This window comes from Herbidospora sp. NBRC 101105 (assembly GCF_030269205.1).
Classification (GTDB): Bacteria; Actinomycetota; Actinomycetes; order Streptosporangiales; family Streptosporangiaceae; genus Herbidospora; species Herbidospora solisilvae.
On sequence record NZ_BSSX01000001.1, the window covers coordinates 1,393,295 to 1,416,998 of the forward strand.

Here is a 23,704-nt window from a genome sequence, read left to right on the forward strand (position 1 = left end):
GATTGGAGTGCATGACATGTCCACGAGAGCACGCGCCGTGAGGTGGGGGGTCCCGGCCGCCGCCGTCCTGGTGGTGGCGGGCGCCATCGGAGCGGGCCCCGTCATCGCGGCGGTCCAGGGGGAACCGCAGCTGCCCGAGCTGACCGCCGAGCAGCTGATCGGCGAGGTCAGCGCAAAGTGGAGCGGCCCCGGCACGCTGCCGCCGATGTCGGGCACGATCGTCGAGACCGCCTCGCTCGGCATCCCCGGCCTCCCCGCCGCGCCGGTCGGCACCAGCCCGCTCGCGCTGCTGTCGGGCTCCCACGAGCTCAAGGTCTGGTACGGCTCCGCCGACCGCTTCCGCCTCGCGATCCCCGGCGCCATGAGCGAGCAGAACGTGATCTTCAACAAGGGTCAGGCGTGGTGGTGGGACAGCGCCGCCAACACCGCCACGAAGATCAAGCTGCCGGCGGAGGCCCCGGCCCCCGCGCCCCTCCCCACGGCCGTGACCCCGCCCGACGCCGCCCGCCAGGCGCTGGCGATGGCCGAGACCGACACGGCGGTCAGCGTGGGGAACGACGCGACGGTGGCTGGGAGGGCGGCGTACGAGCTGGTGCTCGCGCCGAAGGCGGCCGAGTCCCTGGTCCGCGACGTGCGGCTGGCGATCGACGGCGAGACGCTGGTGCCCCTGCGGGTCCAGGTCTTCGCCAAGGGCGCGGCCGAACCGGCCTTCGAGGTCGGCTTCGACTCGATCACCTTCGCCGAGCCGGCACCCGAGAACTTCACCTTCACCCCGCCGCCCGGCGCGAAGGTGACCGAGGGCGACCTGCCCGCGCTGACCCGGCAGCACCCGCAGATGCCCGCCGGCGACCTCGCGGTCACCGGGAACGGCTGGACCTCCGTCGTGACGCTGCCCTTCGACGCGGCCGAGCTCAAGGACAACCCGATCCTGGCCTCGGCCAGGCCCGTCGAGGGCGGCAGGGTGATCACCACCAAGCTGGTCTCGGCCCTCCTCACCGACGACGGCCGCCTCCTGGTCGGCGCGGTCACCCCCGAGACCCTGGAGAAGGCCGCCGGATGAACGCTCCCGCGATCGCCACGCGGGGCCTGACGAAGCGCTTCCCGGGAGGCCAGGTCGCCGTCGACGGCGTCGGCCTGGCCGTCCCGGGCGGTTCCGTGTACGGCTTCCTGGGCCCCAACGGATCGGGCAAGACCACCACGATCCGCATGCTGCTCGGCCTGATCACCCCGACCGCCGGCACCAGCACCCTGTTCGGCGACCCCGCCCGCGCGGCCCTGACGAGGGTGGGCGCGCTGGTGGAGGGCCCCGCCTTCTACCCGTGGTTGTCCGGCGAGGCCAACCTGCTGCGGCTGGACGCCGCCAACCCGGCGGCCGACCCGACCTCGGCCCGGCGGCGGACGGCGGAGGCCCTCGACCGCGTCGGCCTGACGGCGGCGGCCGGGAAACGCTACAAGGCCTACTCACTCGGCATGCGCCAGCGCCTGGCCATCGCGAGCACCCTCCTGAGCCGCCGCGACCTGCTGGTTCTGGACGAGCCCACCAACGGCCTCGACCCCCAGGGCACCCGCGAGGTCCGCAACCTGATCAAGGACGTCGCCGCCGACGGGACCACGGTCTTCGTCTCCTCCCACCTGCTGGCCGAGGTCGAGCAGATGTGCACCCACGTCGGCGTGATGAGAACCGGCAAGCTGGTCGCCCAGGGCCCGCTGGACGGCCTCGGGTCGGGCGCGCCCGCCCGCGTCGAGGTCGAGACGGCCGACGTGACGGCCGCGACGCGGGTGCTGACCGACCTCGGCCTGCGCGACGTGACCCCGGCCGCCGGCCGGGTCGGCGCGGAGATCGGCCACACGGCTCCCGAACACGTCAGCGACCTGCTGTTCAAGGCGGGGGTGTCGATCCGCGGCTTCCAGGTGATCAGGCCCAGCCTGGAGGACGTCTTCGTCGGGCTGACAGGGGAGGGCTTCGATGTCGGCTCATGAGCGAACGGCGGCGCCGCGCGAGGAGACGGCGGCGCCTTCCCCCGGCGGGGAGCAGGGCGTCCGAGCCGCGGCCCAGGCCGGCCCGCGGCCGGAGCCCGCGGACGCGCGGGCCGAGGCCTCTCGTGACGGGCGCGGCGCCGGTGTCGTCGTGTCCGCGGAGGCCCCGCACCGGTTCGGCGGCCACCCGGCCGGTTCGCCGTTCGCGGCGCTGCCGAGGCAGTCGACGGTGCGGTCGACGTTCCGGCTCTTCCGGTCGGAGGTCGGGCTGATCTTCCGGCGGCCGAGGACCGTCGCGATGCTCGCCGTCGTCGCGGTCGTGCCCGTGCTCTGCGGGGTCGCCATCCGGATCTTCGGCGGCGACGGGGAGGCGCTGCTGACGCAGGTGGCCGGGAACGGGCTCGCGCTCGGGTTCGTCGCGTTCTCGTTCATGGTGCCGCTGATCCTGCCGCTGGTCGTCGCGGTCGTGGCCGGCGACGCCGTCGCGGGGGAGGCCGGGCTCGGCACGCTGCGGTACCTGCTCACCGCCCCCGCCGGACGGACCCGGCTGCTGGGCGTGAAGTTCGCCGGGATGGCCGTGTTCGCGCTGGTGACGTGCCTGGTCATCCTGGTCGCGGCGCTGGTCACCGGGCTGGTGTTGTTCCCGGTCGGGCCGGTCACGCTGCTGTCCGGCACGACCGTGCCGCTCGTCGAGGGGCTGCTGCGGATCGGCCTGATCGCGCTCTACGTCACGCTCGGCATGATCGCCCTCGGCACGCTCGCGCTGGCCGTGTCGGTGTTCACCGACACCTCGATCGGGGCGGTCGTCACCACGGTCGTGCTGGTGCTGGTCAGCCAGATCCTCACGGTGATCCCGCAACTCGACGCGGTCTCGCCCTACCTGCTCACCTCGTGGTTCCAGCGGTTCGACGGAGCGCTCCGCGAACCGCTGGCCACGGGTGACATGGGTCAGGGGGTGCTGGCGTTCGCCGCGTACATCGCGATCTTCGGCTCGGTCGCGTGGGCGCGGTTCACGTCGCGGGACGTCACGGCTTAGGCGGTCGGCCTGCGGCGCAGGGCCGCGATGGCGACGCCCACGCCCGCGATGCCCACCACGATGCCGATGCCGCCGATGAGGCGGGCGGTGCCGTCGGTGGAGGCCGAGTCGTGGGTGTCGGCGGCCACCGGGGTGGCGGCCACAGCCGGGGCGGCGCTCGGGGCGGCCGAGGCGGCGGCGCCGTGGTGGTCGTCACCAGTGGGCGGGGTGAGCTTCAGGGTCGGGACGGGGTGCTCGGCCTCGCCGCCGTCGGTCTTCGGCTCGTCCTTCCAGTCGACGACCTCGCCGCTGCTGTAGGTCTGCTTCGTCGGGAAGTAGAGGTGGTCGGTCGTGGTCGGCAGGCCGCCGAGGGAGACCTCGAACTCCTGGAACTCGCCCCGCTTCACCTCGCCGCCCGACCAGGTGATCTTCGTGACGGCTTCGGTGATCTCGCCGTACTGCGACTGGACCGGGGTGGGCAGCTTGCCCTCGGTGACCTCGGCCTTCCAGCCGGGGACCGGCTTGACCGACACGAACGGCAGCGGGTGGTCGACCGGGAAGGTGACCTCGATCTTGGTGGTCGAGGCGTCGTCGCGCTCGTTGGGGACGCGGAAGGCGACCTTGCTGAAGCTGCCCTGCTCGACCGAGCCGGGCTGGACGGTGACGTGGGCCAGCGCCGGGAGGGCGAAGCCGAGGGTGAGGGCGGTGGCGGTCGCGGTGACGGTCAGGGCGCGGCGGATGATGGACATGGCGAAGACTCCACTGGTCGTACAGAAGGGAAAAAGGGGACGGGTCAGCACCCGGCCAGTGGAGGACCTCTTCTGACGACGGCGTGCCGGAGGGGGCGTGCCGGAGCGGGCAGGACGAACGCGGCGCGGACCCGCACCTGACGCGGCAGCGCCGGGACCGGCGGCGTCCTGAGCACCCGCCAGGCGCCGACGCCGAGGCGGCGCAGCACCGCCCACAGGGCGGCCTCGCCCCGGGCGAGCCACCAGGCGGTGACCAGCGAGGCGGTCAGGTGGGCGAGCACCATGCCGACCGAGACCCCGAACCCGCCGTGGTCGTGACCGGGATCGGTCAGCGGGCCGATCAGCACCCGCGCGGTCTGCCCCTCGGTGAACAGCTCGTGGAGCACGACCTGCGCCGCGACCTGCACCCCGGCGATGACACCGGGGGACCGCTCCCGGCCCGCGAGCGCGAACGCGGCCCCGAAGGCCCCGAGCATCGCGACGGCGAGCGCCCCGACGGTGGGCCCGTCGCCTCCGGCGGCCTGGTGGCCGAGCGCGGCGAGGACGACGCAGACGGCGGCGAACGAGACGGACCGGGCGAACCTCAAGGCGAGGCCTGCGGACGGGGGGCTCTTCGGCATGGCGCGCACATCTTCTCACGCTTCGACCGGATGTCACCCCACGTCTGAAGCGATCCCGTCAGGAGCAGTGCGATATTTCGGTTTTTGTCGCTAATGTGGCCGCGCCGGACCAAGAACGTTTTCGAGGTGGGTGACATGCGGCACTTCATCGGGCTGCTCGTCGGGATCGTCGTCGCCGCCGCTCTGCTGTTCGGAGGGGGCTGGGCCTCGCGGGAGTCGCTGCGAGGGTCCGTCGGAGACGTCGACCCCATCCGCGACAACCGCATGCTCATCGCGCTGGGCGTCATGGCCGCCGTCGGACTCCTCCTCGGGCTGGTGATCGCGGGGCGGATCTCGCCGATCGCCACGTTCGTGCCGTCGATGGTGCTGCTGGCCTGGACGGTCGTGTACGCCATCGACGTCTCCCGCGCCACGAGCCTGGCCCCCGTCGGCGCCACCGTCCAGAAGGAGATCGCCGAGGCCGGGCAGGGCATGCTCGCGCTGTTGTCGTCGGGCGTCTACGGCCTGGTGGGCATCGCCCTGTTCGTGCCGGTGCTCATGCCGTCACGGTGGGCGGGTCCGCATCGGGAGTACGACGAGGAGTACGAGGAGCAGCCCGAGTACTACTGAGGTAGAGGTGCGCCACGACGTCCTCGATCGACTCCTGGCCCGGCACCAGCGCCCGCAGTTCGGCCACGCTCCCGTCGAAGGCCAGCCGTCCGTGGTCGATCAGGAGCACCCGCCGGCAGAGCCGCTCGACGTCGCCCAGGTCGTGGGTGGTCAGCAGCACCGTCGTGCCGCGGTCGGCGTTCAGCCGGGCCAGGAACGACCGGACCTCGGCCTTGGCGACCACGTCGAGCCCGATCGTGGGCTCGTCGAGCACCAGCACCTCGGGGTCGTGCAGCAGCGCGGCGGTGATGTCGCCGCGCATCCGCTGGCCCAGGCTCAGTTGCCGGACCGGCGTCTTCAGGAACGGGCCCAGCTCCAGCACCTCGGTCAGCTCGGCCAGCCGCTTCTTGAACTGGTCACGATCTACTTTGTAAAGGAGCCGGACCAGCTCAAAACTGTCGCGCAGCGGCAGGTCCCACCACAACGTCGTCCGCTGCCCGAAGACCACCCCGATCCGCCGCGCCAGCGCCTTGCGCTGCCGGGCCGGGTCGAGCCCGGCCACCAGCGCCCGGCCGCGTGTGGGGGTCAGGATGCCGGTCAGCATCTTGATCGTCGTGGACTTCCCGGCGCCGTTCGGGCCCAGGCAGCCGACGAACTCGCCGGCCGCCACCCCGAAGGTCAGGTCGTGTACGGCCGGGACGACCGCCCCGCGCACCTTGAAGTCGCGGCCCAGTGACATCGTCTCGATCATCAGTTCCCCGTCGATCGGTAGCGGCGGATGCCCGCCCGCCAGGCGAGGGCGGCCACGGCTGACAGCAGCAGGGCGGCGAGCGGTGCGGCGAAGCGCAGCCAGCCGGGCAGCCCGAAGGGGTCGGGCCGCCCGAGCACGTAGAGGGCCGGCTGCCAGTTCACGAAGGCCAGCGGCACGATGTAGGTCACCCCGCGCACGAGCTGGTCGCCGTAGACCGACAGGGGATACTGCGTCAGCGTGACCCCGCCGTAGGTGAAGGCGTTGGCGAGCTCGGGGGCGTCGACCAGGACGAACTGGAGCGCCGCCCCGAGTGTGAACACCGCCGTGAAGATCACCACGCCGCAGACGATCATGACCGGCACCATCCAGGCCCGTGACCACGGCACGACCGGCAGCGACAGGCCGAGCACGATCACCGCCTGGGCCAGCCGCCCGATCCGGTGGGCGCCGAAGCCGTCGGCGGCCATCTGGACAAAGGGGGAGACCGGCCGGATGAGCATCGTGTCGAAGGTGCCGGCCCTGATGTGCTGGCTGAGGCGCTCGACGTTGCCGAAGAGCATGTCGGCGACGGCGAAGGAGACGCCGCCGGTGCCGTACAGGAACATGACCTCGCGGAGCGAGAACCCGCCCAGGGTGGTGACGTGGGTGAAGACGATGCCGATGGCGACGGCGTCGAGGGCGTTGATCGCGAACGAGCTGAGGATCGAGACGGCGAACGAGGTGCGGTACTGCGCGGAGGCGCGGGCCCACGTCCAGGCCAGCAGGAGGTAGTCACCCACCCTGCACCACCACCTTGCGCCGGGCCGCCGAGGTCGCCAGCGCGCCGAGGCCGAGCAGGGCGACCACCCAGAAAAGCTGGAATCCCAGGGCGCTCCAGGCGGGTTCGGCGCCGAGCCACACGTCGGCGGGCACCTGCACCATCGCCGCGAACGGCGAGGCCTCCGCGACCGTGCGCAACCAGCCCGGGAACAGCCCGAGCGGGAGCACCATCCCGCTGAAGAAGAAGGTCAGCAGGGATGAGAGGGTGTGCACGCCCCGGTCGTCGGTGGTCCAGCAGGCCGTCAGCGTGACGAGGTAGCGCCAGCCGAAGCTGACCACGACCCCCAGCACGAACGACACGGCGAACCAGGGGGAGACCGGCCCGATCATGGTGAACATGACCGCCCCGGCGATCGAGGGCGGCAGGCTGCGGGCGAGGGTGAGGTAGGCGGCCCTGCCGAGGTCCTCCGACAGGCTCCAGAGCAGCAGGGGAGCGGGTCTGACCAGGTCGAACGCGATGTCGCCCGACCGGATGCGGTCACCGAACGACAGGCCCCTGCCGAACACCTGCATGGGCCCGATGAAGCCCTGGGTGAGGAAGCAGAAGGTCACCGCCTCGGTGAGGGTGTATCCGGCGAGGCCGGGCCGGGCCTCCCACAAGGCGATCAGGACATAGGCCCGCAAAACGCCGAAAACCGTGTTGGTGAAGGCTCCGGCCAGCGCCGCGGCGAGGTAGGTGCTGTGGCGGCGGAAGCCGTACTGGAACAGGCGTAGGTAGAGGACGAAGTCGGCCACCTCCCGCCGAGGATCGTAACCCGGTAATTCACCCCTGCCGATCTGCGTAACCCCTGTGTAACATCCAGGGTTACCTAACTAGGCATAAGGGAACGAATCGGACAAGGAGGGATCCGCATGAACGCTGACATCGACGTGGACGTTCGCCCGGAGCACCCTTTGAGCTGGCAGGCCATAGCGGCCAACTCGCTGTTGCGGGGCACGATGAAGCCCATATCGGCCGTCCTTCTCCGTACGACCACCAGCCTGGTGGTCGCCAACCGGATCATCGAGCTGGGCGGGCGCCTGCCCGGACTGGTCCCGGCGACCGTCTCGATCGAACAGGAGTCGTTCGGCGCCTGCTCGGGGGAGTGGGTACGCGGGTCCGGCGACCCCGACTCCGATCTCCAGGAGCTCGATGAGAGCAAGGTCGTCCTCTACCTCCACGGGGGCGGCTATTTCATCTGTTCTCCAGTGACGCACCGGCCGATCACGTGGCGGCTGTCGGCCGTGACGCGGCGGCCGGTGCTGGCGCTCGACTACCGGCAGGGACCCCAGCACAAGCTGGCCGAGTCGCTCGCCGACGCCCTCGACGCCTACCGGGCCCTGCTCGACCGCGGTTTCGCCCCCGACGGCATCGTGCTGGCAGGTGATTCAGCCGGGGGACATCTGGCCCTCGCCATGCTGCTCTCCCTGAGGGACAACGGGCTGCCGCTTCCGGCGGCGGCCATTTGTCTGTCTCCCTGGGCCGACCTCAGCGACGAGCGCAAGACCGCCAACCGCTGGGCCGACCCGCTGCTCCCCGCCGGGCGGGTCGAGTGGATGGCCCGCCGCTGGACCGAGGGCCTGGACAACCGCGACCCCCTCGTCTCCCCGGTCTTCGGCGACTACACGGGCCTGCCGCCGCTGATGATCGTCACCAGCACCACCGAGGTGCTCCGGGAGGAGGCCCACCGGGTCGCCGAACGGGCGCGTGCGGACGGCGTTCCGGTGCGGTATGAAGAATGGCGGAAGATGCCCCACGTCTTCGCGCTCATGGCCGACCTGCTCCCCGAGGCCCGGCTCGTCTTCCCCCACATGGGCGAGTTCGTCGAGGCGGTCGAGGCGGCGGCCAAGGCGGCCGACGGCGAGGTCGCGGCCTAGAGGCATGGGGCTCGTGATACCCGTGTGACCAGGCGTTTGTTACCCCCAGGTCGTAGTGACCTAACCCGTTATGCCGCTTCTGCCTAGTAGCGGGCGCGGACCGTTCCATCCGGCCACAGTGTGCCTTGCGTACTTCTTTGGATCGGAGAGGTAACTTCCGGATGGCACGAGGCGGAACGGGCCCCCAGAACGGCATGCCGCCCGGCGTGCGGCCACTCACCGTGGGAGACCCGGTCATCATTGGCCGATATCTGCTGCTCGGCCGCCTGGGCACCGGCGGCATGGGCGTGGTCTACCTCGCGGAGCATCCGCAGGGCGGCCTGGTGGCGTTGAAGACCCCCCACCCGATGCACCTGTCCGACCCGACGCTGCGCGCCCGGTTCACCGAGGAGATCGAGTTCTCCCGCCGCGTGGTGCCCTTCTGCACCGCCGCCGTGATCGAGGACGGCCACGACCGCGACCGCCCCTACCTGGTCACCGAGTACATCGCCGGTCCCGGCCTGTCGCAGGTCGTGGCCGCACGCGGCCCGCTGACCCCCGACCTCGCCTACGGCGTCGCCCTCGGCACGGCCGCCGCCCTGGTGGCCACCCACGACGCCGGGCTGGTCCACCGGGACCTGAAGCCCGGCAACGTGCTGCTGTCGCCGAGCGGCCCGTTCGTGATCGACTTCGGCATCGCCCGCGACCTCGACACCCTGGCCGCCCACACCCAGGCCGGGCAGATCATGGGCAGCCCCGGCTGGGTCGCCCCCGAGCGGCTGACCGGCGGCCCGGCGATCCCCGCCTCCGACGTCTTCTCCTGGGGCTGCCTGGTCGCCTTCGCCTCGACCGGCTACCACCCGTTCGGGGCGGGCGAGCCCGAGGTCGTGATGCGCCGCATCCTGCTGGAGGAGCCCCGGATCGCGGCCGTGCCCAAGCTGCTCTGGGACACCGTGAACGCCGCCCTGCGCAAGGAGCCCGCCGAGCGCCCCGACGCCGCCGAGCTGCTGTCGGCCCTGCTGGCCGCCGGGGGCGTGGGCCTGCCGCCCGACCTGCGGGTGGCCGTGGCGGAGGTCATGGAGGAGATCTGGCAGCCGGTGCCCTATCCGCGCGGCGGCGAGGTGAAGGCCCTCGCCAAGCCCGCGCCCGAGACCGCCGCCCGGGGACGCCGCCGCCGGACCGGCTCGGCCACCCAGCACGCCGGATACGCCGCCCTGGCCACGGTCACCATCGCGGCGATCACGGTCGTGGCGGCCACCAGCTCCCCGGCGGGCGGCGTGCAGACCGCCGAGCCGCCGCCGGCGGTGCCGATGGTCGTGCTGCCCAACGAGGCGGCGGCCTCTCCGGAGGTGCTCGGCACGTCCCGGCCGCCGGTGGCGGGCGAGGTGCCGCCGATCGGCGAGGAGGGCGCGGAGGTCACCGTGACCGCGACCCGCACGATCACCCCGTCGTGGCCGCAGGGCGAGGACCCGTGGAACACCTCGGTCCCGTCGCCGCCCCCCGGCGGGGCGACCTGGACCCAGGGACCGCCGGACAACCCGGGGCCGACGGGCAACCCGACGCCGACCCGCCCGGTCCCGACGGGCGGGATCACGACGGAGCCGCAGTGGGGCGACGAGGAGTCGCCTCAGCCCTCCCCGTCACCGTCTCCGTCGCCCTCCCCGTCACCCTCGCCGAGTCCGTCGCCGTCTCCGTCTCCCGGCGGGTGATCTCAGACGCACTTCCGCGCGGACACGGCGGCGGTGGCTTTCAGGCCTTTCCGGCCGGGGTGGGCGATCTCTCCGGTGCTGATCACCCAGCCGCTGACGGAATCGTCGAGGTTGCTCGCGAAGACCATGCCGACGACGTCCCCGTCCGGCCCGAACAGCGGCGCTCCCGACATGGCCGGGTCGACGGCGGCGTGGACGAGGAAGACCTGGCGCTCCACGATGTGCTCGTTGTAGATGTCGTTGCCGACGGCGGTCTGGGGCGTTCCGGTCCGGCCCGACCGCACGGTGAACTCCCCGTCCTTCGAGTAGGCCGCGAACGTGGCCCGTTCCCCGGGGTCGGCCGAGTCGAAGCTCAGGAAGTCCGCGTCCAGCCCCGGCACCCGCAGCACGGCGACGTCCCGTTTGGGGTCGAAGACGACGACGTCGCCCTGGTGGCGTCGGCCGTCGGCTCCGGTCACCGTGATCGGGCCGTCGGCGCCCGCCACGACGTGTGCGGTGGTGAGGACCCGGTCGGGTGAATAGGCGAACCCGGTGCCCTGGGCCCTGTCTTTGGCGCAGGAGGGCGTGGGCACGGTGACCCTGACCACGTTCGGCCGATGCGGCGCGACCTCGGGCGGTACCGACACCGACTCCGCCGGGGCCGCGGGGGTGGGCACCGCCCGCGTGGTCGGCGGGACCTCCTGGCCGCAGGCCGCCACGGCGATGAGGGCGGCGAGGCCGAGTAACTTCCCGATCATTCGCCGGAGCCTACTGGGAACGGCCCCGCCGCCGCTGATACGTCAGATCCTTCGAGGGTGACCTGCGGCGTCGCGGCGGCGGGGCCGGGCTTCTAGTGGAACTGGTCCTCCTCGGTGGAGCCCCGGTAGGCGGTCGTCGAGGAGTCGGGTGAGATGGCGGTGCTGACCAGGTCGAAGTAGCCGGTGCCGACCTCGCGCTGGTGCCTGGTCGCGGTGTAGCCGCGCTTCTCGGCCGCGAACTCCGCCTCCTGGAGCCCCACGTAGGCCGTCATGCCCTCTTCGGCGTAGCCCCGGGCCAGGTCGAACATCGAGTAGTTGAGCGAGTGGAACCCGGCCAGGGTGATGAACTGGAACTTGTACCCCATGTGGCCGAGCTCGCGCTGGAACTTGGCGATCGAGGAGTCGTCCAGGTGCTTGCGCCAGTTGAACGACGGCGAGCAGTTGTAGGCGAGCATCTGGTCGGGGTAGCGGTCCTTGATCGCCTCGGCGAACCGGCGGGCGACGTCCAGGTCGGGCGTGCCGGTCTCCATCCACAACAGGTCGCTGTACGGCGCGTAGGCCAGCCCCCGCGCGATGCACGGCTCGATCCCGTTGCGGACCCGGTAGAAGCCCTCGGCGGAGCGGTCGCCGGTGCAGAACTGGCGGTCGATCGGGTCGACGTCGCTGGTCAGGAGGGTCGCGGCCTGGGCGTCGGTCCGCGCGATGACCAGGGTGGAGACGCCGCAGACGTCGGCCGCGAGGCGGGCCGCGTTGAGGGTCTTGACGTGCTGGGAGGTCGGGATGAGGACCTTCCCGCCGAGGTGGCCGCACTTCTTCTCGGACGCGAGCTGGTCCTCCCAGTGCACGCCCGCCGCGCCGGCCGCGATCATGCCCTTCATGAGTTCGAAGGCGTTGAGCACCCCGCCGAACCCGGCCTCGGCGTCGGCGACGATGGGCGCCAGCCAGTGGGGCGCGTCCTCGACGCCCTCGGCCCAGGTGATCTGGTCGGCCCGCAGCAGCGCGTTGTTGACGCGCCGGACCACGGCGGGCACCGAGTTGGCCGGGTAGAGGCTCTGGTCGGGGTAGGTGTGGCCGCCGAGGTTGGCGTCGGCCGCGACCTGCCAGCCGGACAGGTAGATGGCCTTGAGACCGGCCTTCACCTGCTGGACGGCCTGGTTGCCGGTGAGGGCGCCCAGGGCGTTGACGTAGTCCTCGGTGTGCAGGAGGTCCCACAGCCGCTTGGCGCCGAGGCGGGCCAGGGTGTACTGCTCCTGGACGGACCCGCGCAGCCTGATCACGTCTTCCGGGGTGTAGGTGCGGTCGATGCTGGACCACCGGGGGTTGGTGTCCCAGTCATGACGCAGCTCGGCAGCGGCTGACCTGAGGCGTTCCGACATCATCTTCTCGGTCACTCCCTTGTTGCGTTGGGTCGTCACCTGGGGTGCTTGTTTCCGAGTTTGTGTTGATGTCAAGAGACCAAACAAGGTGAGATGTCTAGAAATATGGCAAAATATTCGCGAGGAGGAAATTCGTTCCCGTGTTGCGGTGAGAAGAAACATCGAATTTCCTATAAGGACTAGACCAATCGATGTGAGCTGGGTCACTGCATCTGGAAGATGTCGCGAAATTTCGCCTATTCTGAGGAGATGCCCTCCGTGCTCGGCGAAGAACCGTTGTCTTTGACGCAGGAGATCGACCTGCTCGCGTTCGGGCAGCGCCTCAAACACCTGCGCAGGCAGCGCGGCCTCACCCTCTCCGACCTCGGCGAACGGGTCGGCCGGGCGCCCAGCCAGCTCTCCCTGCTGGAGAACGGCAAACGCGAGCCCAAGCTCTCGCTGCTGAAGGCGCTCGCCGCCGCGCTCGGCGTCCCGGTGGAGGAACTGCTGCGCCGGCAGGCCCCCAACCGCCGCGCCCAGCTGGAGATCGCCCTGGAGGAGGCCCAGCGCGACCCCCTCTACACCTCCCTCGGCCTGGGGAAGCTGAAGGTGTCCGCGCGGGTCCCCAACGACGTGCTGGAACACCTTCTCGGGCTGTACGACGAATTGAAGGCCCGCCAGGCCAAGGGCACCGCCACCCCCGAGGAGGCGCGTGCCGCCAACGCCGAGCTGCGGCAGAAGCAGAAGGAGGCCGGGAACTACTTCCAGGAGATCGAGAGCGCCGCCGCCGAGGCCCTGCTGTCGGTCGGCTACCGCACCGGCGCCCTGTCGCAGAGCACGATCCAGGCCCTGGTCGCCCACTACGGCTTCACCGTGCACACCGCCCCCGACCTGCCGCGTTCGGCCCGCTCGGTGACCGACCTGCGCAACCACCGGATCTACCTCAAGCGCGAGCAGCTCGGCATGCACACCCCGCGCACGATCCTGCTCCAGACCATCGGCCACATCGCCCTGGGCCACCACAAACCCCGCGACTTCGCCGACTTCCTCCGCCAGCGCGTCGAGGCCAACTACTTCGCCGCGGCCGTGCTGGTCCCCGAGGCCGCCGCCGCCCCCTACCTGCTGGAGGCCAAGCGCGACCGCGCGCTCTCCGTCGAGGACCTGCGCGACGTGTTCGCCGTCTCCTACGAGATGGCCGCCCACCGCTTCACGAACCTGGCCACGCACCACCTCGACCTGGTCTGCCACTTCGTGCGCAACGACGCCGGGGGCATCATCTACAAGGCGTACGAGAACGACGGCATCATCTTCCCCGCCGACGAGCAGGGCGCGATCGAGGGGCAGCGGCTCTGCCAGCAGTGGTCGGGCCGCCAGGTGTTCCGGTCGCCCGACCGCTACTCGGTCTACCACCAGTACAGCGACGGCCCCACCGGCACCCACTTCTGCGTCGCCCACGTCGACCCGTCCCACGAGAAGGACTTCGCGATCACGCTCGGCGTGCCGTTCCGCGAGTCGCGGTGGTTCCGGGGCCGCGAGACCACCCGGCGCACCAAGTCGAACTGCCCCAACGGCGAGTGCTGCCGCCGCCCGCCGGCCGAGCTGGCCCAGCGCTGGGAGGGGTACGCCTTCCCCTCGGCCCGTGCGAACTCCCACGTGCTGGCCGCGCTGCCGCCCGGTTCGTTCCCCGGCGTCGACGAGGCCGACGTGTACGCGTTCCTCGAACGCCACGCCGCAGATTAGAACGGTCACGCCACCCCATAAGGTGTGTGCGTGACGTTCAGGGGGGAGTGGGGGCGTGCTGCCTGAGGTGCTGGCGTGGTCGGGCAGGCGATCGTCGTCGGCGTCCGACTGGCCCCTCCCGGCGCTGCTCGACGCGAAGGGGACCACGACCATCAGCGTCGTCCTCCCGGCCCGCAACGAGCGCGAGACCGTCGGCGAGATCGTCGCGGCCATCCGGCGCGATCTCCCCGGCCTGGTCGACGAGCTGGTGGTGATCGACTCCCGCTCGACCGACGACACCGCGGCGGTGGCCCTCAAGGCGGGCGCGACCGTGATCGCCCAGGACGAGATCCTGCCCGACCTCAAGCCGCTCGACGGCAAGGGCGAGGCCCTGTGGAAGTCGCTCGCCGTCACCTCCGGTGACCTGCTGGTCTTCATCGACTCCGATCTGCGCGAGTTCGAGACCTCGTTCGTCACGGGGCTGCTGGGGCCGCTGCTGACCGACCCCACGGTGGCGTACGTGAAGGGCTGCTACGACCGCCCGTTCGGCGCCGAGCAGACCGGCGGCGGCCGGGTGACCGAGCTGGTCGCCCGTCCCCTGATCAACCTGCACTGGCCCGAGCTGGCCGGGTTCGTCCAGCCGCTCTCGGGCGAGTACGCCGGCCGCCGGACCGCCCTGGAGCGGGTGCCCTTCGTGACCGGCTACGGCGTGGAGCTGGGCCTGCTGATCGACCTGCTCGGCCTGTGCGGCCTCGACGCGCTGGCGCAGGTCGACCTCGGCCGCCGGGTCCACTCCCACCAGTCGACCGAGGCGCTCGGCGGGATGGCCGCGCAGATCATGCAGACCGCCTGGTCGCGGCTGACCGGGGTGCCGCTCGGCAGCGGCCAGCTGCGGCTCACCCAGTTCCGGCGGTCCGCGCTGGGCCACGAACCGGTCGAACACGATGTCTCCGTCGCCCAGAGACCTCCCATGGCGGGCGTTCTATCCTGAGACGGTGCCAGACGACTGGTTCCGCACGCTCAGTTCCCAGCCCCACCCGCTGACGGTGGAGGAGTACGCGCTGCTGCCCGACGACCTGCTGATCGAGGTCGTCGACGGTTATGTGGTGCACCGCCCGGCCAACGGCCGCCGGCACCAGACCGTGGCCCGGCGGCTCGCCGATCTGCTGGAGAAGCACGCCCGCGAGGCGATGGCCCGGGGCTACGGCTGCCTGACCGTCGCGAACGCGGCCGACGTCCGGCTCCGGGACGTGCCGCTGCACGTGCGGCGGCCCGACGTGGTGCTCTTCCGGTGCCTCGACGACGAGCATGTGCTGCGCCCCGACGACGTCGTGCTGGCCGTGGAGATCGTCGAGGCCGGGACCGAGACCACCGACACGTGCGGCAAACCCAGCGAATACGGGCGGGCCGGGATCCTGTACTACTGGATCGTCCGGCTCGACCGGTCGGGCGCCTCCGCCGTCGAGCGTTACCACCTCGACCAGGCGACCATGACGTACAAGCACATCGGCACGCTCATGCGCGACGCGGGCGGCGCGCCCGAGATCGGCATGCCGATCCCGATGATCATCGACTGGCCGGAGCTCCAAGACTGACGGCGAGCCGGGCGGCGTCGAGCCGGGCCGAGCCCATGTAGTAGAGGACCGTTCCCGCGCTCAGTTCGGTCTGCCACGGAGGGTTGACCAGCAGCGCCGCGCCGTCGCGGGCGGCCAGCAGGGTCGCGCCGTGGTGGCGGCCCAGCACCGTCTGGCAGTGCTCGACCGTCACCGGCCCGACCGTGAGCGGGACCGAATAGGTGTCGGCGCCGCCGTGGGTCATGAGCTGGGCGTAGATCTCACTGATCCCGGGGTCCTTCAGCTCCTCGGTGATCATGTGCGGGGTGTGCCACTGCACGCAGCGGACCTTCTCGCCGACGTACCGGACCTGCCTGACCCGCGCGAGATCGCGCAGCGCCACCACCAGATGCGCGGTGGTGATCACGTGGTCGGCGGTCAGCGCGACGGCGAGGGCCTCGTTGTCGTCGCGGGCGTCGACCAGCACGCTGTGCGCTCTGTCGACACCCGCTCTGACCAGCGTCTTCTCATCGGCCAGGTCACCCCGGACAAATTCGACGTCCTTCTCGGGCATGGGATGGCTCTGCACCTCGTCCCAGGCGCAGACGACCACCTTCGTGCCGTCGGCGGACAGTTCGTCCACCATCGTCTCGGTGCGCCCCGGGCTGTAACCCAGCAGCACGATGTGCCCGGACAGGCGCACCGTGATCGAGCCGTGCATGCGGCGTCCCCTCGTCCGTTCGATCCGGGTGGCGAGGCGGGTGAACAGCGTCGTCAGCGCGGCGATGCCGCCGACGATCACGTACACGCCCACGAGGTGGCCCGCCGGCGACCTGGGGAACAGGTCGCCGTAGCCCACGGTCGAGGACGTCACCACGAACCACCACCAGAAGTTGCCCGGCGAGGTGATGTCGGCGCCCGGTTCGGCCAGCGTCATCAGGGGCCAGCTGGTCGCGAACACCACGGCCAGCACGAGCACGGGAGTCCACCAGGTGCTGATCCGGGCCAGCAGCCGCGCGAGGAAGATCGGCATCTTAATCCCCATTCCGGTGCGGGTCACCTTATAGGCGACAAGCCGGAATAGGTCATTACAAATTGGACTCACCGAACATGGAGGAGCCGTGAGCCTCCCGGCGGCGCCCGGGAGACCCACGGCCCAGTTCGTGGTGGTTACGGGTAGGAGACCACCTTGGCGGGGATGGTCGCCGTGCCCTGGGCGGGTCCGCCCGTCGTGTTGATCACGTGGTTGATGATCCCGTTGCCGCCCAGCGAGACCGCCAGCAGGCTGTGGAACTTCACCGTGGGCCTGATCGGCACTTCGAAGACCCGGTCGACCTGGATGGTCGGGTCGACGTTGAAGTAGCAGTAGGCGCCCATGCCCCAGCCCTCGTGGACCTGGACGTTGTCGCCCACCTTGTAGGCGGCCCAGCCCTTGACCGAGCCGTTCATGTAGGCGGCCTGGTTCGGCGGGTCGTAGGCCTTCTCGTTCTGGAAGAAGATCGTCCGGCCGCGCTCGCCGTACCACTCGACGTCGTACTTGCGGTAGTGCTCGACGAACAGGCCGGTGGCCAGGACGTCGTCACCGTTCACGATCAGGCCGGTCTCGGCCGTGTTGACGTTCCAGCCGATGCCCTCGCCGTGGTCGCCGCGCCAGAGCCAGGTGTGGTCGATGATCACGTCGTCGCTGTTGACGATGACGCTGACCTCGGCGTTGCCGGCGAAGGCGCCGCCGATGCGGACGAACACGTCCGACAGGGTGGTGGGGTTGGCGCTGTGGTCGGCCGAGGAGCCGGGCGGCCCGACCTCGATGAGCACAGGCGACTTCTGCGGTCCGGCGTCGATCAGGAAGCCCGCGAGGCGGACGCCGTCCACGTCGGCGACCTTCATCGCCACGGACGCGTTCTCGGGGATGATCGTCGCCAGGCCCAGGCCCAGGACGACGGTGTTGGCCCGGTCGATGTTGATCGGGGCGCTGGTGCGGTAGATGCCCGGGGTCAGCAGCAGGTGCAGGCCCTGGGCGAGCGCCGCGTTGATGCGGGCGGCCGAGTCGCCGGGCTTGGCGACGTAGAACTGCGACAGCGGGAGCGAGGTGCCGGGGGTGGCGCCGTTCGCCCAGCTCTGGCCGCGCGCGTTGGTGCGGAGCGAGGGCACGAAGACGCGGTAGGCGCCGGAGCCGTCGACGTACAGGTACGGCTTCTCCCGCGAGAGCGGGGTGTTCTGCAGCGTGGTGTAGACGGGCTCGGGGAAGCCGTTGGCCGGGGCGCCGTTGACGCCCGAGAACACCATGTTCCACACGCCGTTCAGCCAGCCGCCGATCGTGGAGTCACGGGTGTACCACTGCTGCTGCGAGTACGGGCCGACGGTCCCGTCGACGCGCGAGTCGGCGATGTAGCCGCCCGACGCCCAGCCGTAGCCGGTCGGCGCGAGGTTCAGGTTGCCCTTGATCCACATGCGGCGGAACGGCGCGGCCTGGGAGACGGCCCACTGGTTGGTGCCGCCGGTCGGCTGGACCGACAGGTTCTCGGTGGAGCGCCAGAAGTTCTGCGTGGCGTTGCCGTTGAACCAGCCGGCGTCCACCTTGACCTGACCGTTGATCGTGACGTCGCCGGGGTTCTGGCCCAGACCGTAGATCGAGGTGTAGAAGCCGACGTTGGCGGTCACGTTGTAGGTGCCCGGCTTGAACATGAAGGCGTGGCGGCCGGTGCCGAACTGGGCCGACTCCTGCTGGGCGAAGACCGAGTCGAGCTGGCTCTGGATGGTCGCCGCGGGCGTCGAGGGGTCGTAGACGTGGACGTTGGGGCCGAGGTCGCCGCCGCCCGTGATCGGGCCGCCCGGGTCACCCGGGTCGGTCGGCGTCGTTCCGGTGTAGACCGCCATCTCCCAGAGTGAGTAGCCGTAGGCGGTGCCCCGGGCGGTGCCGTACATGCGGATGTACCGGCCGTTGCCGGTCACCGTGTGCGACTGCACGCCGCCGGTCGCGCCGGTCACCGACTTGAGGGTCGTCCAGGTCGTGCCGTTGGTCGACGACTGGAGCTGGAACGCGGAGGCGTAGGCGGCCTCCCAGCGCAGGTCGATCTTGCAGATGTCGACGGCGGAACCGAGGTCCACCTGCACCCACTGCGGGTCGCTCGCGGCGCTCGACCAGCGCGTTCCGGTGGCACCGTCGAACGCGGCGGAGGCCGGGAAGCCGGCGCCCTGGAGCGAGGAGGCGGTGGCGGGCTTGTTCAGCGCCGCGTTGGTGGTGCCGCAGGTGCCGCCGGGGGTGCCGTCCGGCCCGAAGACCTGGAACTCCCAGAGCGAGTAGCCCCACCCGGTCGCCCGGGTCACGCCCTGCATCCGGACATACCGATAGGTACCGCTCACAGTCAGGGTGTCGGTGCCTCCGTCACCTCCGGTGACGCTCTGCAGGTCCGTCCAGGAGGTGCCGTTGGTCGAGCCCTGGATCTTGTACGCGCTCCCGTAGGCGCCCTCCCAGAGGAGGGTCACCTTGTTGATCGCCTGGGCCGACCCGAGGTCGACCTGGAGCCACTGGTCGTTGGTGTAGAGGCTCGACCAGCGGGTGCCGGTGTTGCCGTCGACGGCCGCCGAGGCGGGCGTGCCGCCGCCTTCGACGGAGGATGACGTCGCCGTCTTGCCCTGCGACAGCAGGACGTCGGCGAAGGCGGGACTCGCCGGTAAGGCGATCAGCGCGGCGGCCACGACGGCCGACGCGGTGCCCAAGGCGGCAAGCCTGGACAGACCTCTCATGCGTGTTCTCCACAGTGAAGGGGGGTGTGAAGGGTCTTTCTCAATGCCTTATTTCGATCCTTGATTTAACTTAACGGGAACATGAACGTCAAGGGGTAGCCTGTGGCGGTGACGACCTTCAATCCTGAATTGCCAGATGATGTCCGCGAGGTCCGCGAGTGGGTGCACGCGTTCGCCCGCGACGTCGTCCGCCCTGCCGGGGCCCTGTGGGACGACCGGGAGGAGACCCCGTGGCCGGTGCTCCAGGAGGCGGCCAAGATCGGCCTCTATTCGATGGATTTCTTCGCCACCCAGTGGTTCGAGAGCAGTGGCCTGGGGTTGCCGGTCGCCTTCGAGGAGCTGTTCTGGGGTGATGCCGGGATCGGCCTGTCACTGACCGCGACCGGCCTCGCCGCCGCCGCGTTGTCGGCCAACGGGACCGACGAACAGGTGGGAACGTGGTTGCCGGTCATGTTCGGCACCCCTGACGACGTGGCCGTGGGCGCGTTCTGCGCCTCGGAGCCGGACGCGGGCTCCGACGTGGGCGCCATCCGGACGCATGCCACCCGGTTGCCGAACGGCGACTTCCGCCTGAACGGGACCAAGACCTGGGTGTCGAACGGGGGCATCGCCGCCGTCCACATCGTCGTGGCGACCGTCGACCCGTCGCTGGGGGCCCGCGGGCAGGTGACGTTCGTCGTCCCGCCCGGCACCCCCGGCTTCTCCCAGGGCCAGAAGTTCCGCAAGCACGGCATCCGGGCCTCCCACACCGCCGAGGTGGTCCTGGACGACGTGGTGCTGCCCGCGTCCTGCCTGCTGGGCGGGGTGGAGAAGATGGAGGAACGCCTGGCGCGGGCCCGGTCGGGACAGCGGTCGGGCGGCCAGGCCGCGTTGCGGACCTTCGAGGCCACCCGGCCCGTCGTGGCCTCGATGGCCGTCGGGATCGCGCGGGCCGCCTTCGAGTACGCCCGCGACTACGCCCGGGAGCGGCGGCAGTTCGGCCGGGCCATCGGGGAGAACCAGGCGGTGGCGTTCCTGCTCGCCGACATGGCGACCCGGATCGAGGTGGCCCGCCTGCTGACGTGGAAGGCGGCCTGGATGGGGCGGCAGGGGGCCGGGTTCACCCAGGCCGAGGGGTCGATGTCGAAGCTGGTGGCGGGGGAGACGGCGGTGTGGGTGACCGAGCAGGCGATCCAGGTGCTGGGCGGGGCGGGTTACACACGCGACCACCCGGTGGAGCGGTTCCACCGCGACGCGAAGATCTTCACCATCTTCGAGGGCACGTCGGAGATCCAGCGGCTGATCATCGGCAGGGCGGTCACCGGCCTGCACGTCCAATGAAAGAGCTGCGCCTCCGTCACCACGCGGAGCTGACCCCTCCGGCCGAAGGAACGGTGCCGGTGACGGCAGCGGCCGGTCCCGGAGGAGAATTGCTCGTCATGTGGACGTCGCGGGGGGACGCCGACGTGCTGCACGGCCGGACCGCCGGGCCCGTCTCCATGCGGATCGCCGCCTACACCCCCCACCTGACGGCGACGGTACCCGTCGACGGGTGGTCGCTCGCGTTTCCGCACCTCCAGCCGATGCCCGATGGAGGCGTGCTGCTGGTGGCCGCGCGGTGCCGTCGGCGTGACGGCGTGGCCGAACGGAACGCCGCGATCTACGACGCCGACGGCCGCCGCCTTCGCCGGGGCGTCCTGGGCGACGGGATCGCCGACGTGCAGACGACCTCCGAGGGGGACGTCTGGGTGGGCTACTTCGACGAGGGCGTCTACGGGAACCACGGATGGGGCGAGCCGGACGGCCCGGAGCCGGTCGGCTCGGCGGGGCTGGTCCGTTTCACCGCCGAACTCGACGTGGCCTGGCGATATCCGTACGACGGCGACCTCGGCGCGATCTCCGACTGCTACGCGCTCAACGTGACCGGGCCGGACGCCTGGGCCTACTACTACACCGACTTCCCCGTCGTCCGGGTGCGCGACGGCGTGATCACCGGCTGGCCGACGCAGGTCGGCGGCGCCCGCGCGCTCGTCGTCGCCGATCGGCGGATCGCCCTCGTCGGCGGATACGGGAACGACCGGGACCGGGTGGTGATCCTCGACCGTCCGGGCTTCACGGCGCGGCACCCGGCCCGGCTGGCGATGCCCGGCGGACGACGTGTCCCCCGGACGGCGACCATACTCGGCCGGGGTGACGAGTTGCACGTCGTCGTGGGCACGGACTGGTTCAAGTGGAGCGCGACCTGAAGCAGTCGAATCCGGACATCCGGAGCTGCCACCATCTCGTATGCGGATCAGCGTGTACGACCTGTTCGACGACGTCGTCCCGGAGAGCCGGCTCTGGGAGCTGACCCCCGGCGCCTGGGTCGCCTTGGACGAGTCGATCCGCTCCGGCCACTACCTCCAGGCGCCGCGGGACGTCACGCTGATGCGGCGGCCGGTCCATGTGCTGCTGATGGCGTGCAGCAGCCGGGGAGAGTTCCGGGAGCGGGCGATCCCGCAGCTCGCGCGCCATCCGGTGTTGTGGCCGCTGCTCGTCGTCCGTGCCCTCGACTGGGCCGGGCCGGTGCGCGACTACGCCCGGCACATCCTCGTCAACGTCGCGACGCGGCCCGAGGCGGCACGGCGCATGATCCCGATCGCCATGCGGCTGCGCGGCAGGATCGGCGGGCCGGGCCTGCTCGACCTGCTCCGCCCGGTGATCGCTTTCGACGCGCACGCCGACTTCGACGGGCCGACGATGCGTCTCGTCGTCGAGGAACTGATCCGGCGGGACGACGTCGAGGCCGTGCGCGGTCTGCACGAGCGGATGACCGCGCCGGGTGCGCTGCTCCGTGCGGCGATGTACCTGATCGAGCGGAGCGACCCGGAGCCGTTCCTCCGGTCGCCGTTCGCCCAGGTCAGAGCCCGTGCGCTGGTGCTGGCGCCGCATCGGGGCGGCGAGTTCCTCGGCGACCGCTCGAAGATCGTCCGTTTGACGGCCCAGGGACTCGTCAGGCGGGCGGGGGGCGACCCCGCGTCCTGGTATCGCACCCGTCTGGGGAGTGCCGTCTCGATCCTGGGGCTGGGGGAGAGCGGCGGGCCCGCCGACGCCGATCGGGTCGTGCCGTTCCTGCGGGACAGGCGGGCGCGGGTGCGGGCCGCCGCGGTCGTCGCCCTGCGGGTGTGGGGACGGCATGACGACGTGGCCCCGCTGGTCCGCGACCCGTCGGCGCGGGTGGTTCGGCAGGTGGCCAAGAGCCTGCGGGCCGCCGGAGCCCCGCCGGATTTCGGGCTGCTCGACCGGGCCAACCCGCCGCACGTGCGGCGGGCCGGGCACCGCCTGCTGGTCGCCGCCGATCCGTGGACGCGGCTGAAGGCCGACCTGCTGCTGCTCGACGACCCCGACCTGGCGGACGTCGCGTCGACGGACCTGCGGGTGTGGTGTGACCAGGTGCTGGTCGCGCTCTACCGGCCGTGCCCCGAGGCGTTGCGGGAGGAACTGGCCGGGCTCCTCCCGAAGGCGCCGCAGGAGTTGCGGGCACGGGCGGAATGGGTGCTCAGGTAGCGACGCGGCCGGCCAGGCGTTCGTAGCGCTGTTTGGCCGCCTGGGGTGAGCCGAGGCCCAGGGCGTTGGCGATCTCCTGCCAGGTCAGCCCGCGCCCCCGCGCGATCAGCAGCAGGCTCGCCTCCAGCTGGTCGATCTCCCCTCTGACCAGGGGCATCAACGTGAGGGCCGCGGTCAGGTCGGAGGCGTCGACCTCCGGTTCGCCGGCGTCGGGGGCGGCGGAGCCGGCGGCCAGCATGGTGACGAGGCGGACCGCCTCGTGGGCGCCGAGGACCGTGGGGTGGACCTGACGGGAGCGCTGGGCCTCGGTGGTGGCGTGGCGGGAGGCGATGTGGGTCAGTGATGCGTACACGCCCGCCATCATGGCTCTTTCAACGAAATGTTGTCAACAGGATGTTGAAGCGCCAAGTCGTTATCCGGTCCGGGGGTGCCTGATCCACTGGGCCCGTGTTACAACATCATCGATCCCCTTCGCGGACAACTGTCCGGGCGGCCGGCGGGTGGCACCTCGGTTCGTCGCCCGGTTCGTGCCGTGGCCGAACCGACCATTCACGCGGCAACATGCGCGGCGGCGCGCGCCTTGCCTGACGAGACGTTCCCTCGTTCAGGAAGGACCCCATGCCACCACATCTCCGGCGGCCGACGCGGACCACCGTCGAACCGCCGCGCCCCGACCCGACCTGACCCCCTGACCGCCCGGTCTCCTCTTCACCCCCCGCGGGGAGGCCGGGTCTCATGGCGGATCCCCGGGCATCGGCCGGCGGTGCCCGGGGATCCGTTCGCGTGTACGGCCCGCCGTCCCGGGCACGGGCACGTCATGGTCGAAAAGCGTGGCATAGACGGCGAGAGCGAGGTCGTCGCCCAGCGTTCGGGCGCCGACACCCAGACCCCCGACCACCCGATCCTCCGCGACCTGGAGCCGGTGGAGGAGGTCGACGACGTGGCGGGCTCCGAAGAGTCCGACATGCCGGAACCCGACCCCGAGGTCGGCCCGGCGTCCTGAC

General features: G+C 71.2%; 23 protein-coding genes. 13 read left to right on the forward strand and 10 right to left on the reverse strand.

The genetic code is table 11. The features are described from left to right. The first annotated feature begins 16 nt into the window (after positions 1–16). From QSK34_RS06145 to QSK34_RS06155, 3 genes are read left to right on the forward strand one after another with little or no spacing between them, the layout of a single operon-like run. Entirely contained in the window at positions 17–1,060 is a 1,044-nt protein-coding gene (locus tag QSK34_RS06145) for a LolA family protein (RefSeq protein WP_285580867.1), read from the forward strand. Continuing rightward, positions 1,057–1,980, forward strand: a complete 924-nt coding sequence (locus tag QSK34_RS06150; RefSeq protein WP_285580869.1) for an ABC transporter ATP-binding protein — start codon at positions 1,057–1,059, stop codon at positions 1,978–1,980. Before QSK34_RS06145 ends, QSK34_RS06150 begins: the two co-directional genes overlap by 4 nt. Then, positions 1,967–3,013: a DUF2705 family protein gene (locus tag QSK34_RS06155; RefSeq protein ID WP_285580870.1), complete on the forward strand. Its 1,047-nt coding sequence runs from the start codon at positions 1,967–1,969 to the stop codon at positions 3,011–3,013. The genes QSK34_RS06150 and QSK34_RS06155 overlap by 14 nt, the downstream gene beginning before the upstream one ends. Here QSK34_RS06155 and QSK34_RS06160 read toward each other — a convergent pair. Both QSK34_RS06160 and QSK34_RS06165 read right to left on the reverse strand, forming a co-directional pair. Then, complete coding sequence (locus QSK34_RS06160) at positions 3,010–3,741, reverse strand: YcnI family copper-binding membrane protein (RefSeq protein WP_285580873.1); 732 nt, start codon at positions 3,739–3,741, stop codon at positions 3,010–3,012. The genes QSK34_RS06155 and QSK34_RS06160 overlap by 4 nt on opposite strands. Positions 3,742–3,785: 44 nt before the next feature. Next, entirely contained in the window at positions 3,786–4,361 is a 576-nt protein-coding gene (locus QSK34_RS06165) for an MFS transporter (RefSeq protein WP_285580875.1), read from the reverse strand. A 135-nt stretch (positions 4,362–4,496) separates the two neighbouring features. Between QSK34_RS06165 and QSK34_RS06170 the strand changes: the two genes are divergently transcribed. Then, positions 4,497–4,970 (forward strand): hypothetical protein, encoded by a 474-nt coding sequence (locus tag QSK34_RS06170; protein WP_161478148.1) that lies wholly within the window; start codon positions 4,497–4,499, stop codon positions 4,968–4,970. Here QSK34_RS06170 and QSK34_RS06175 read toward each other — a convergent pair. From QSK34_RS06175 to QSK34_RS06185, 3 genes are read right to left on the reverse strand one after another with little or no spacing between them, the layout of a single operon-like run. Further along, positions 4,897–5,700 carry an ABC transporter ATP-binding protein gene (locus tag QSK34_RS06175; RefSeq protein WP_285580877.1) on the reverse strand — a complete coding sequence of 268 codons (804 nt, stop codon included), beginning with the start codon at positions 5,698–5,700 and terminating at the stop codon, positions 4,897–4,899. The two genes, QSK34_RS06170 and QSK34_RS06175, sit on opposite strands and share 74 nt — an antisense overlap. Further along, positions 5,700–6,479 carry an ABC transporter permease gene (locus QSK34_RS06180; protein ID WP_285580879.1) on the reverse strand — a complete coding sequence of 260 codons (780 nt, stop codon included), beginning with the start codon at positions 6,477–6,479 and terminating at the stop codon, positions 5,700–5,702. The genes QSK34_RS06175 and QSK34_RS06180 overlap by 1 nt, the downstream gene beginning before the upstream one ends. Beyond that, positions 6,472–7,254, reverse strand: coding sequence for an ABC transporter permease (locus QSK34_RS06185; RefSeq protein ID WP_161478145.1), 783 nt, complete (start codon positions 7,252–7,254; stop codon positions 6,472–6,474). The genes QSK34_RS06180 and QSK34_RS06185 overlap by 8 nt, the downstream gene beginning before the upstream one ends. A gap of 117 nt (positions 7,255–7,371) precedes the next feature. Between QSK34_RS06185 and QSK34_RS06190 the strand changes: the two genes are divergently transcribed. Further along, positions 7,372–8,376, forward strand: a complete 1,005-nt coding sequence (locus QSK34_RS06190) for an alpha/beta hydrolase (protein ID WP_285580883.1) — start codon at positions 7,372–7,374, stop codon at positions 8,374–8,376. 161 nt (positions 8,377–8,537) lie between these two features. Then, on the forward strand, positions 8,538–10,064 hold the full coding sequence (locus QSK34_RS06195; protein ID WP_285580885.1) for a serine/threonine-protein kinase: 1,527 nt from the start codon (positions 8,538–8,540) through the stop codon (positions 10,062–10,064). Between the two features lie 2 nt (positions 10,065–10,066). Here the strand turns inward: QSK34_RS06195 and QSK34_RS06200 are convergent, their stop codons facing one another. Both QSK34_RS06200 and aceA read right to left on the reverse strand, forming a co-directional pair. Beyond that, complete coding sequence (locus QSK34_RS06200) at positions 10,067–10,801, reverse strand: trypsin-like peptidase domain-containing protein (protein WP_285580888.1); 735 nt, start codon at positions 10,799–10,801, stop codon at positions 10,067–10,069. 92 nt (positions 10,802–10,893) lie between these two features. Beyond that, positions 10,894–12,177, reverse strand: coding sequence for an isocitrate lyase (gene aceA, locus QSK34_RS06205; protein ID WP_161478650.1), 1,284 nt, complete (start codon positions 12,175–12,177; stop codon positions 10,894–10,896). A gap of 249 nt (positions 12,178–12,426) precedes the next feature. Here aceA and QSK34_RS06210 point away from each other — a divergent pair, with 249 nt between their 5' ends. Genes QSK34_RS06210 through QSK34_RS06220 form a run of 3 tightly spaced genes read left to right on the forward strand, consistent with a single transcriptional unit; the run spans position 12,427 to position 15,470 of the window. Next, positions 12,427–13,896 (forward strand): helix-turn-helix domain-containing protein, encoded by a 1,470-nt coding sequence (locus QSK34_RS06210; RefSeq protein ID WP_235965786.1) that lies wholly within the window; start codon positions 12,427–12,429, stop codon positions 13,894–13,896. A 55-nt stretch (positions 13,897–13,951) separates the two neighbouring features. Next, a complete protein-coding gene (locus QSK34_RS06215) occupies positions 13,952–14,866 on the forward strand; it encodes a glucosyl-3-phosphoglycerate synthase (protein WP_285580893.1) in 915 nt (304 codons plus the stop codon). A 4-nt stretch (positions 14,867–14,870) separates the two neighbouring features. After that, on the forward strand, positions 14,871–15,470 hold the full coding sequence (locus tag QSK34_RS06220; RefSeq protein WP_285580894.1) for a Uma2 family endonuclease: 600 nt from the start codon (positions 14,871–14,873) through the stop codon (positions 15,468–15,470). Here the strand turns inward: QSK34_RS06220 and QSK34_RS06225 are convergent. Both QSK34_RS06225 and QSK34_RS06230 read right to left on the reverse strand, forming a co-directional pair. Beyond that, on the reverse strand, positions 15,442–16,461 hold the full coding sequence (locus QSK34_RS06225) for an ion channel (protein WP_285580897.1): 1,020 nt from the start codon (positions 16,459–16,461) through the stop codon (positions 15,442–15,444). The genes QSK34_RS06220 and QSK34_RS06225 overlap by 29 nt on opposite strands. A 137-nt stretch (positions 16,462–16,598) precedes the next feature. Then, positions 16,599–19,148: a pectate lyase-like domain-containing protein gene (locus QSK34_RS06230; protein WP_285580899.1), complete on the reverse strand. Its 2,550-nt coding sequence runs from the start codon at positions 19,146–19,148 to the stop codon at positions 16,599–16,601. A 135-nt stretch (positions 19,149–19,283) separates the two neighbouring features. Between QSK34_RS06230 and QSK34_RS06235 the strand changes: the two genes are divergently transcribed. The 3 genes from QSK34_RS06235 to QSK34_RS06245 all read left to right on the forward strand — a co-directional run bounded on the left by QSK34_RS06235 (position 19,284) and on the right by QSK34_RS06245 (position 22,700). After that, positions 19,284–20,495 carry an acyl-CoA dehydrogenase family protein gene (locus tag QSK34_RS06235; protein ID WP_285580900.1) on the forward strand — a complete coding sequence of 404 codons (1,212 nt, stop codon included), beginning with the start codon at positions 19,284–19,286 and terminating at the stop codon, positions 20,493–20,495. Positions 20,496–20,593: 98 nt separating this feature from the next. Next, positions 20,594–21,400, forward strand: coding sequence for a YxiH-YxzG fusion protein (locus QSK34_RS06240; protein WP_285580901.1), 807 nt, complete (start codon positions 20,594–20,596; stop codon positions 21,398–21,400). A gap of 40 nt (positions 21,401–21,440) precedes the next feature. Further along, on the forward strand, positions 21,441–22,700 hold the full coding sequence (locus tag QSK34_RS06245; protein ID WP_285580903.1) for a hypothetical protein: 1,260 nt from the start codon (positions 21,441–21,443) through the stop codon (positions 22,698–22,700). On the opposite strand, the gene QSK34_RS06250 is transcribed toward QSK34_RS06245, so the two are convergent. Then, the gene (locus QSK34_RS06250; protein WP_419672896.1) at positions 22,693–23,061 is read right to left on the reverse strand and encodes a DNA-binding protein; all 369 of its coding nucleotides are present in this window, start codon (positions 23,059–23,061) and stop codon (positions 22,693–22,695) included. The two genes, QSK34_RS06245 and QSK34_RS06250, sit on opposite strands and share 8 nt — an antisense overlap. Positions 23,062–23,517: 456 nt before the next feature. Here QSK34_RS06250 and QSK34_RS06255 point away from each other — a divergent pair, with 456 nt between their 5' ends. After that, complete coding sequence (locus QSK34_RS06255; protein ID WP_030453248.1) at positions 23,518–23,703, forward strand: hypothetical protein; 186 nt, start codon at positions 23,518–23,520, stop codon at positions 23,701–23,703. Position 23,704 lies beyond the last annotated feature (1 nt).

What these genes read in the sequence shown, in the direction of transcription:
- QSK34_RS06145 (WP_285580867.1), top strand. Translation starts at nt 17, where the DNA reads ATGTCCACGAGAGCACGCGCCGTGAGGTGGGGGGTCCCGGCCGCCGCC.
- QSK34_RS06150 (WP_285580869.1), top strand. Translation starts at nt 1,057, where the DNA reads ATGAACGCTCCCGCGATCGCCACGCGGGGCCTGACGAAGCGCTTCCCG.
- QSK34_RS06155 (WP_285580870.1), top strand. Translation starts at nt 1,967, where the DNA reads ATGTCGGCTCATGAGCGAACGGCGGCGCCGCGCGAGGAGACGGCGGCG.
- QSK34_RS06160 (WP_285580873.1), bottom strand. Translation starts at nt 3,741, where the DNA reads ATGTCCATCATCCGCCGCGCCCTGACCGTCACCGCGACCGCCACCGCC.
- QSK34_RS06165 (WP_285580875.1), bottom strand. Translation starts at nt 4,361, where the DNA reads ATGCCGAAGAGCCCCCCGTCCGCAGGCCTCGCCTTGAGGTTCGCCCGG.
- QSK34_RS06170 (WP_161478148.1), top strand. Translation starts at nt 4,497, where the DNA reads ATGCGGCACTTCATCGGGCTGCTCGTCGGGATCGTCGTCGCCGCCGCT.
- QSK34_RS06175 (WP_285580877.1), bottom strand. Translation starts at nt 5,700, where the DNA reads ATGATCGAGACGATGTCACTGGGCCGCGACTTCAAGGTGCGCGGGGCG.
- QSK34_RS06190 (WP_285580883.1), top strand. Translation starts at nt 7,372, where the DNA reads ATGAACGCTGACATCGACGTGGACGTTCGCCCGGAGCACCCTTTGAGC.
- QSK34_RS06195 (WP_285580885.1), top strand. Translation starts at nt 8,538, where the DNA reads ATGGCACGAGGCGGAACGGGCCCCCAGAACGGCATGCCGCCCGGCGTG.
- QSK34_RS06200 (WP_285580888.1), bottom strand. Translation starts at nt 10,801, where the DNA reads ATGATCGGGAAGTTACTCGGCCTCGCCGCCCTCATCGCCGTGGCGGCC.
- aceA (WP_161478650.1), bottom strand. Translation starts at nt 12,177, where the DNA reads ATGTCGGAACGCCTCAGGTCAGCCGCTGCCGAGCTGCGTCATGACTGG.
- QSK34_RS06210 (WP_235965786.1), top strand. Translation starts at nt 12,427, where the DNA reads ATGCCCTCCGTGCTCGGCGAAGAACCGTTGTCTTTGACGCAGGAGATC.
- QSK34_RS06225 (WP_285580897.1), bottom strand. Translation starts at nt 16,461, where the DNA reads ATGCCGATCTTCCTCGCGCGGCTGCTGGCCCGGATCAGCACCTGGTGG.
- QSK34_RS06240 (WP_285580901.1), top strand. Translation starts at nt 20,594, where the DNA reads ATGTGGACGTCGCGGGGGGACGCCGACGTGCTGCACGGCCGGACCGCC.
- QSK34_RS06245 (WP_285580903.1), top strand. Translation starts at nt 21,441, where the DNA reads ATGCGGATCAGCGTGTACGACCTGTTCGACGACGTCGTCCCGGAGAGC.
- QSK34_RS06250 (WP_419672896.1), bottom strand. Translation starts at nt 23,061, where the DNA reads ATGGCGGGCGTGTACGCATCACTGACCCACATCGCCTCCCGCCACGCC.
- QSK34_RS06255 (WP_030453248.1), top strand. Translation starts at nt 23,518, where the DNA reads ATGGTCGAAAAGCGTGGCATAGACGGCGAGAGCGAGGTCGTCGCCCAG.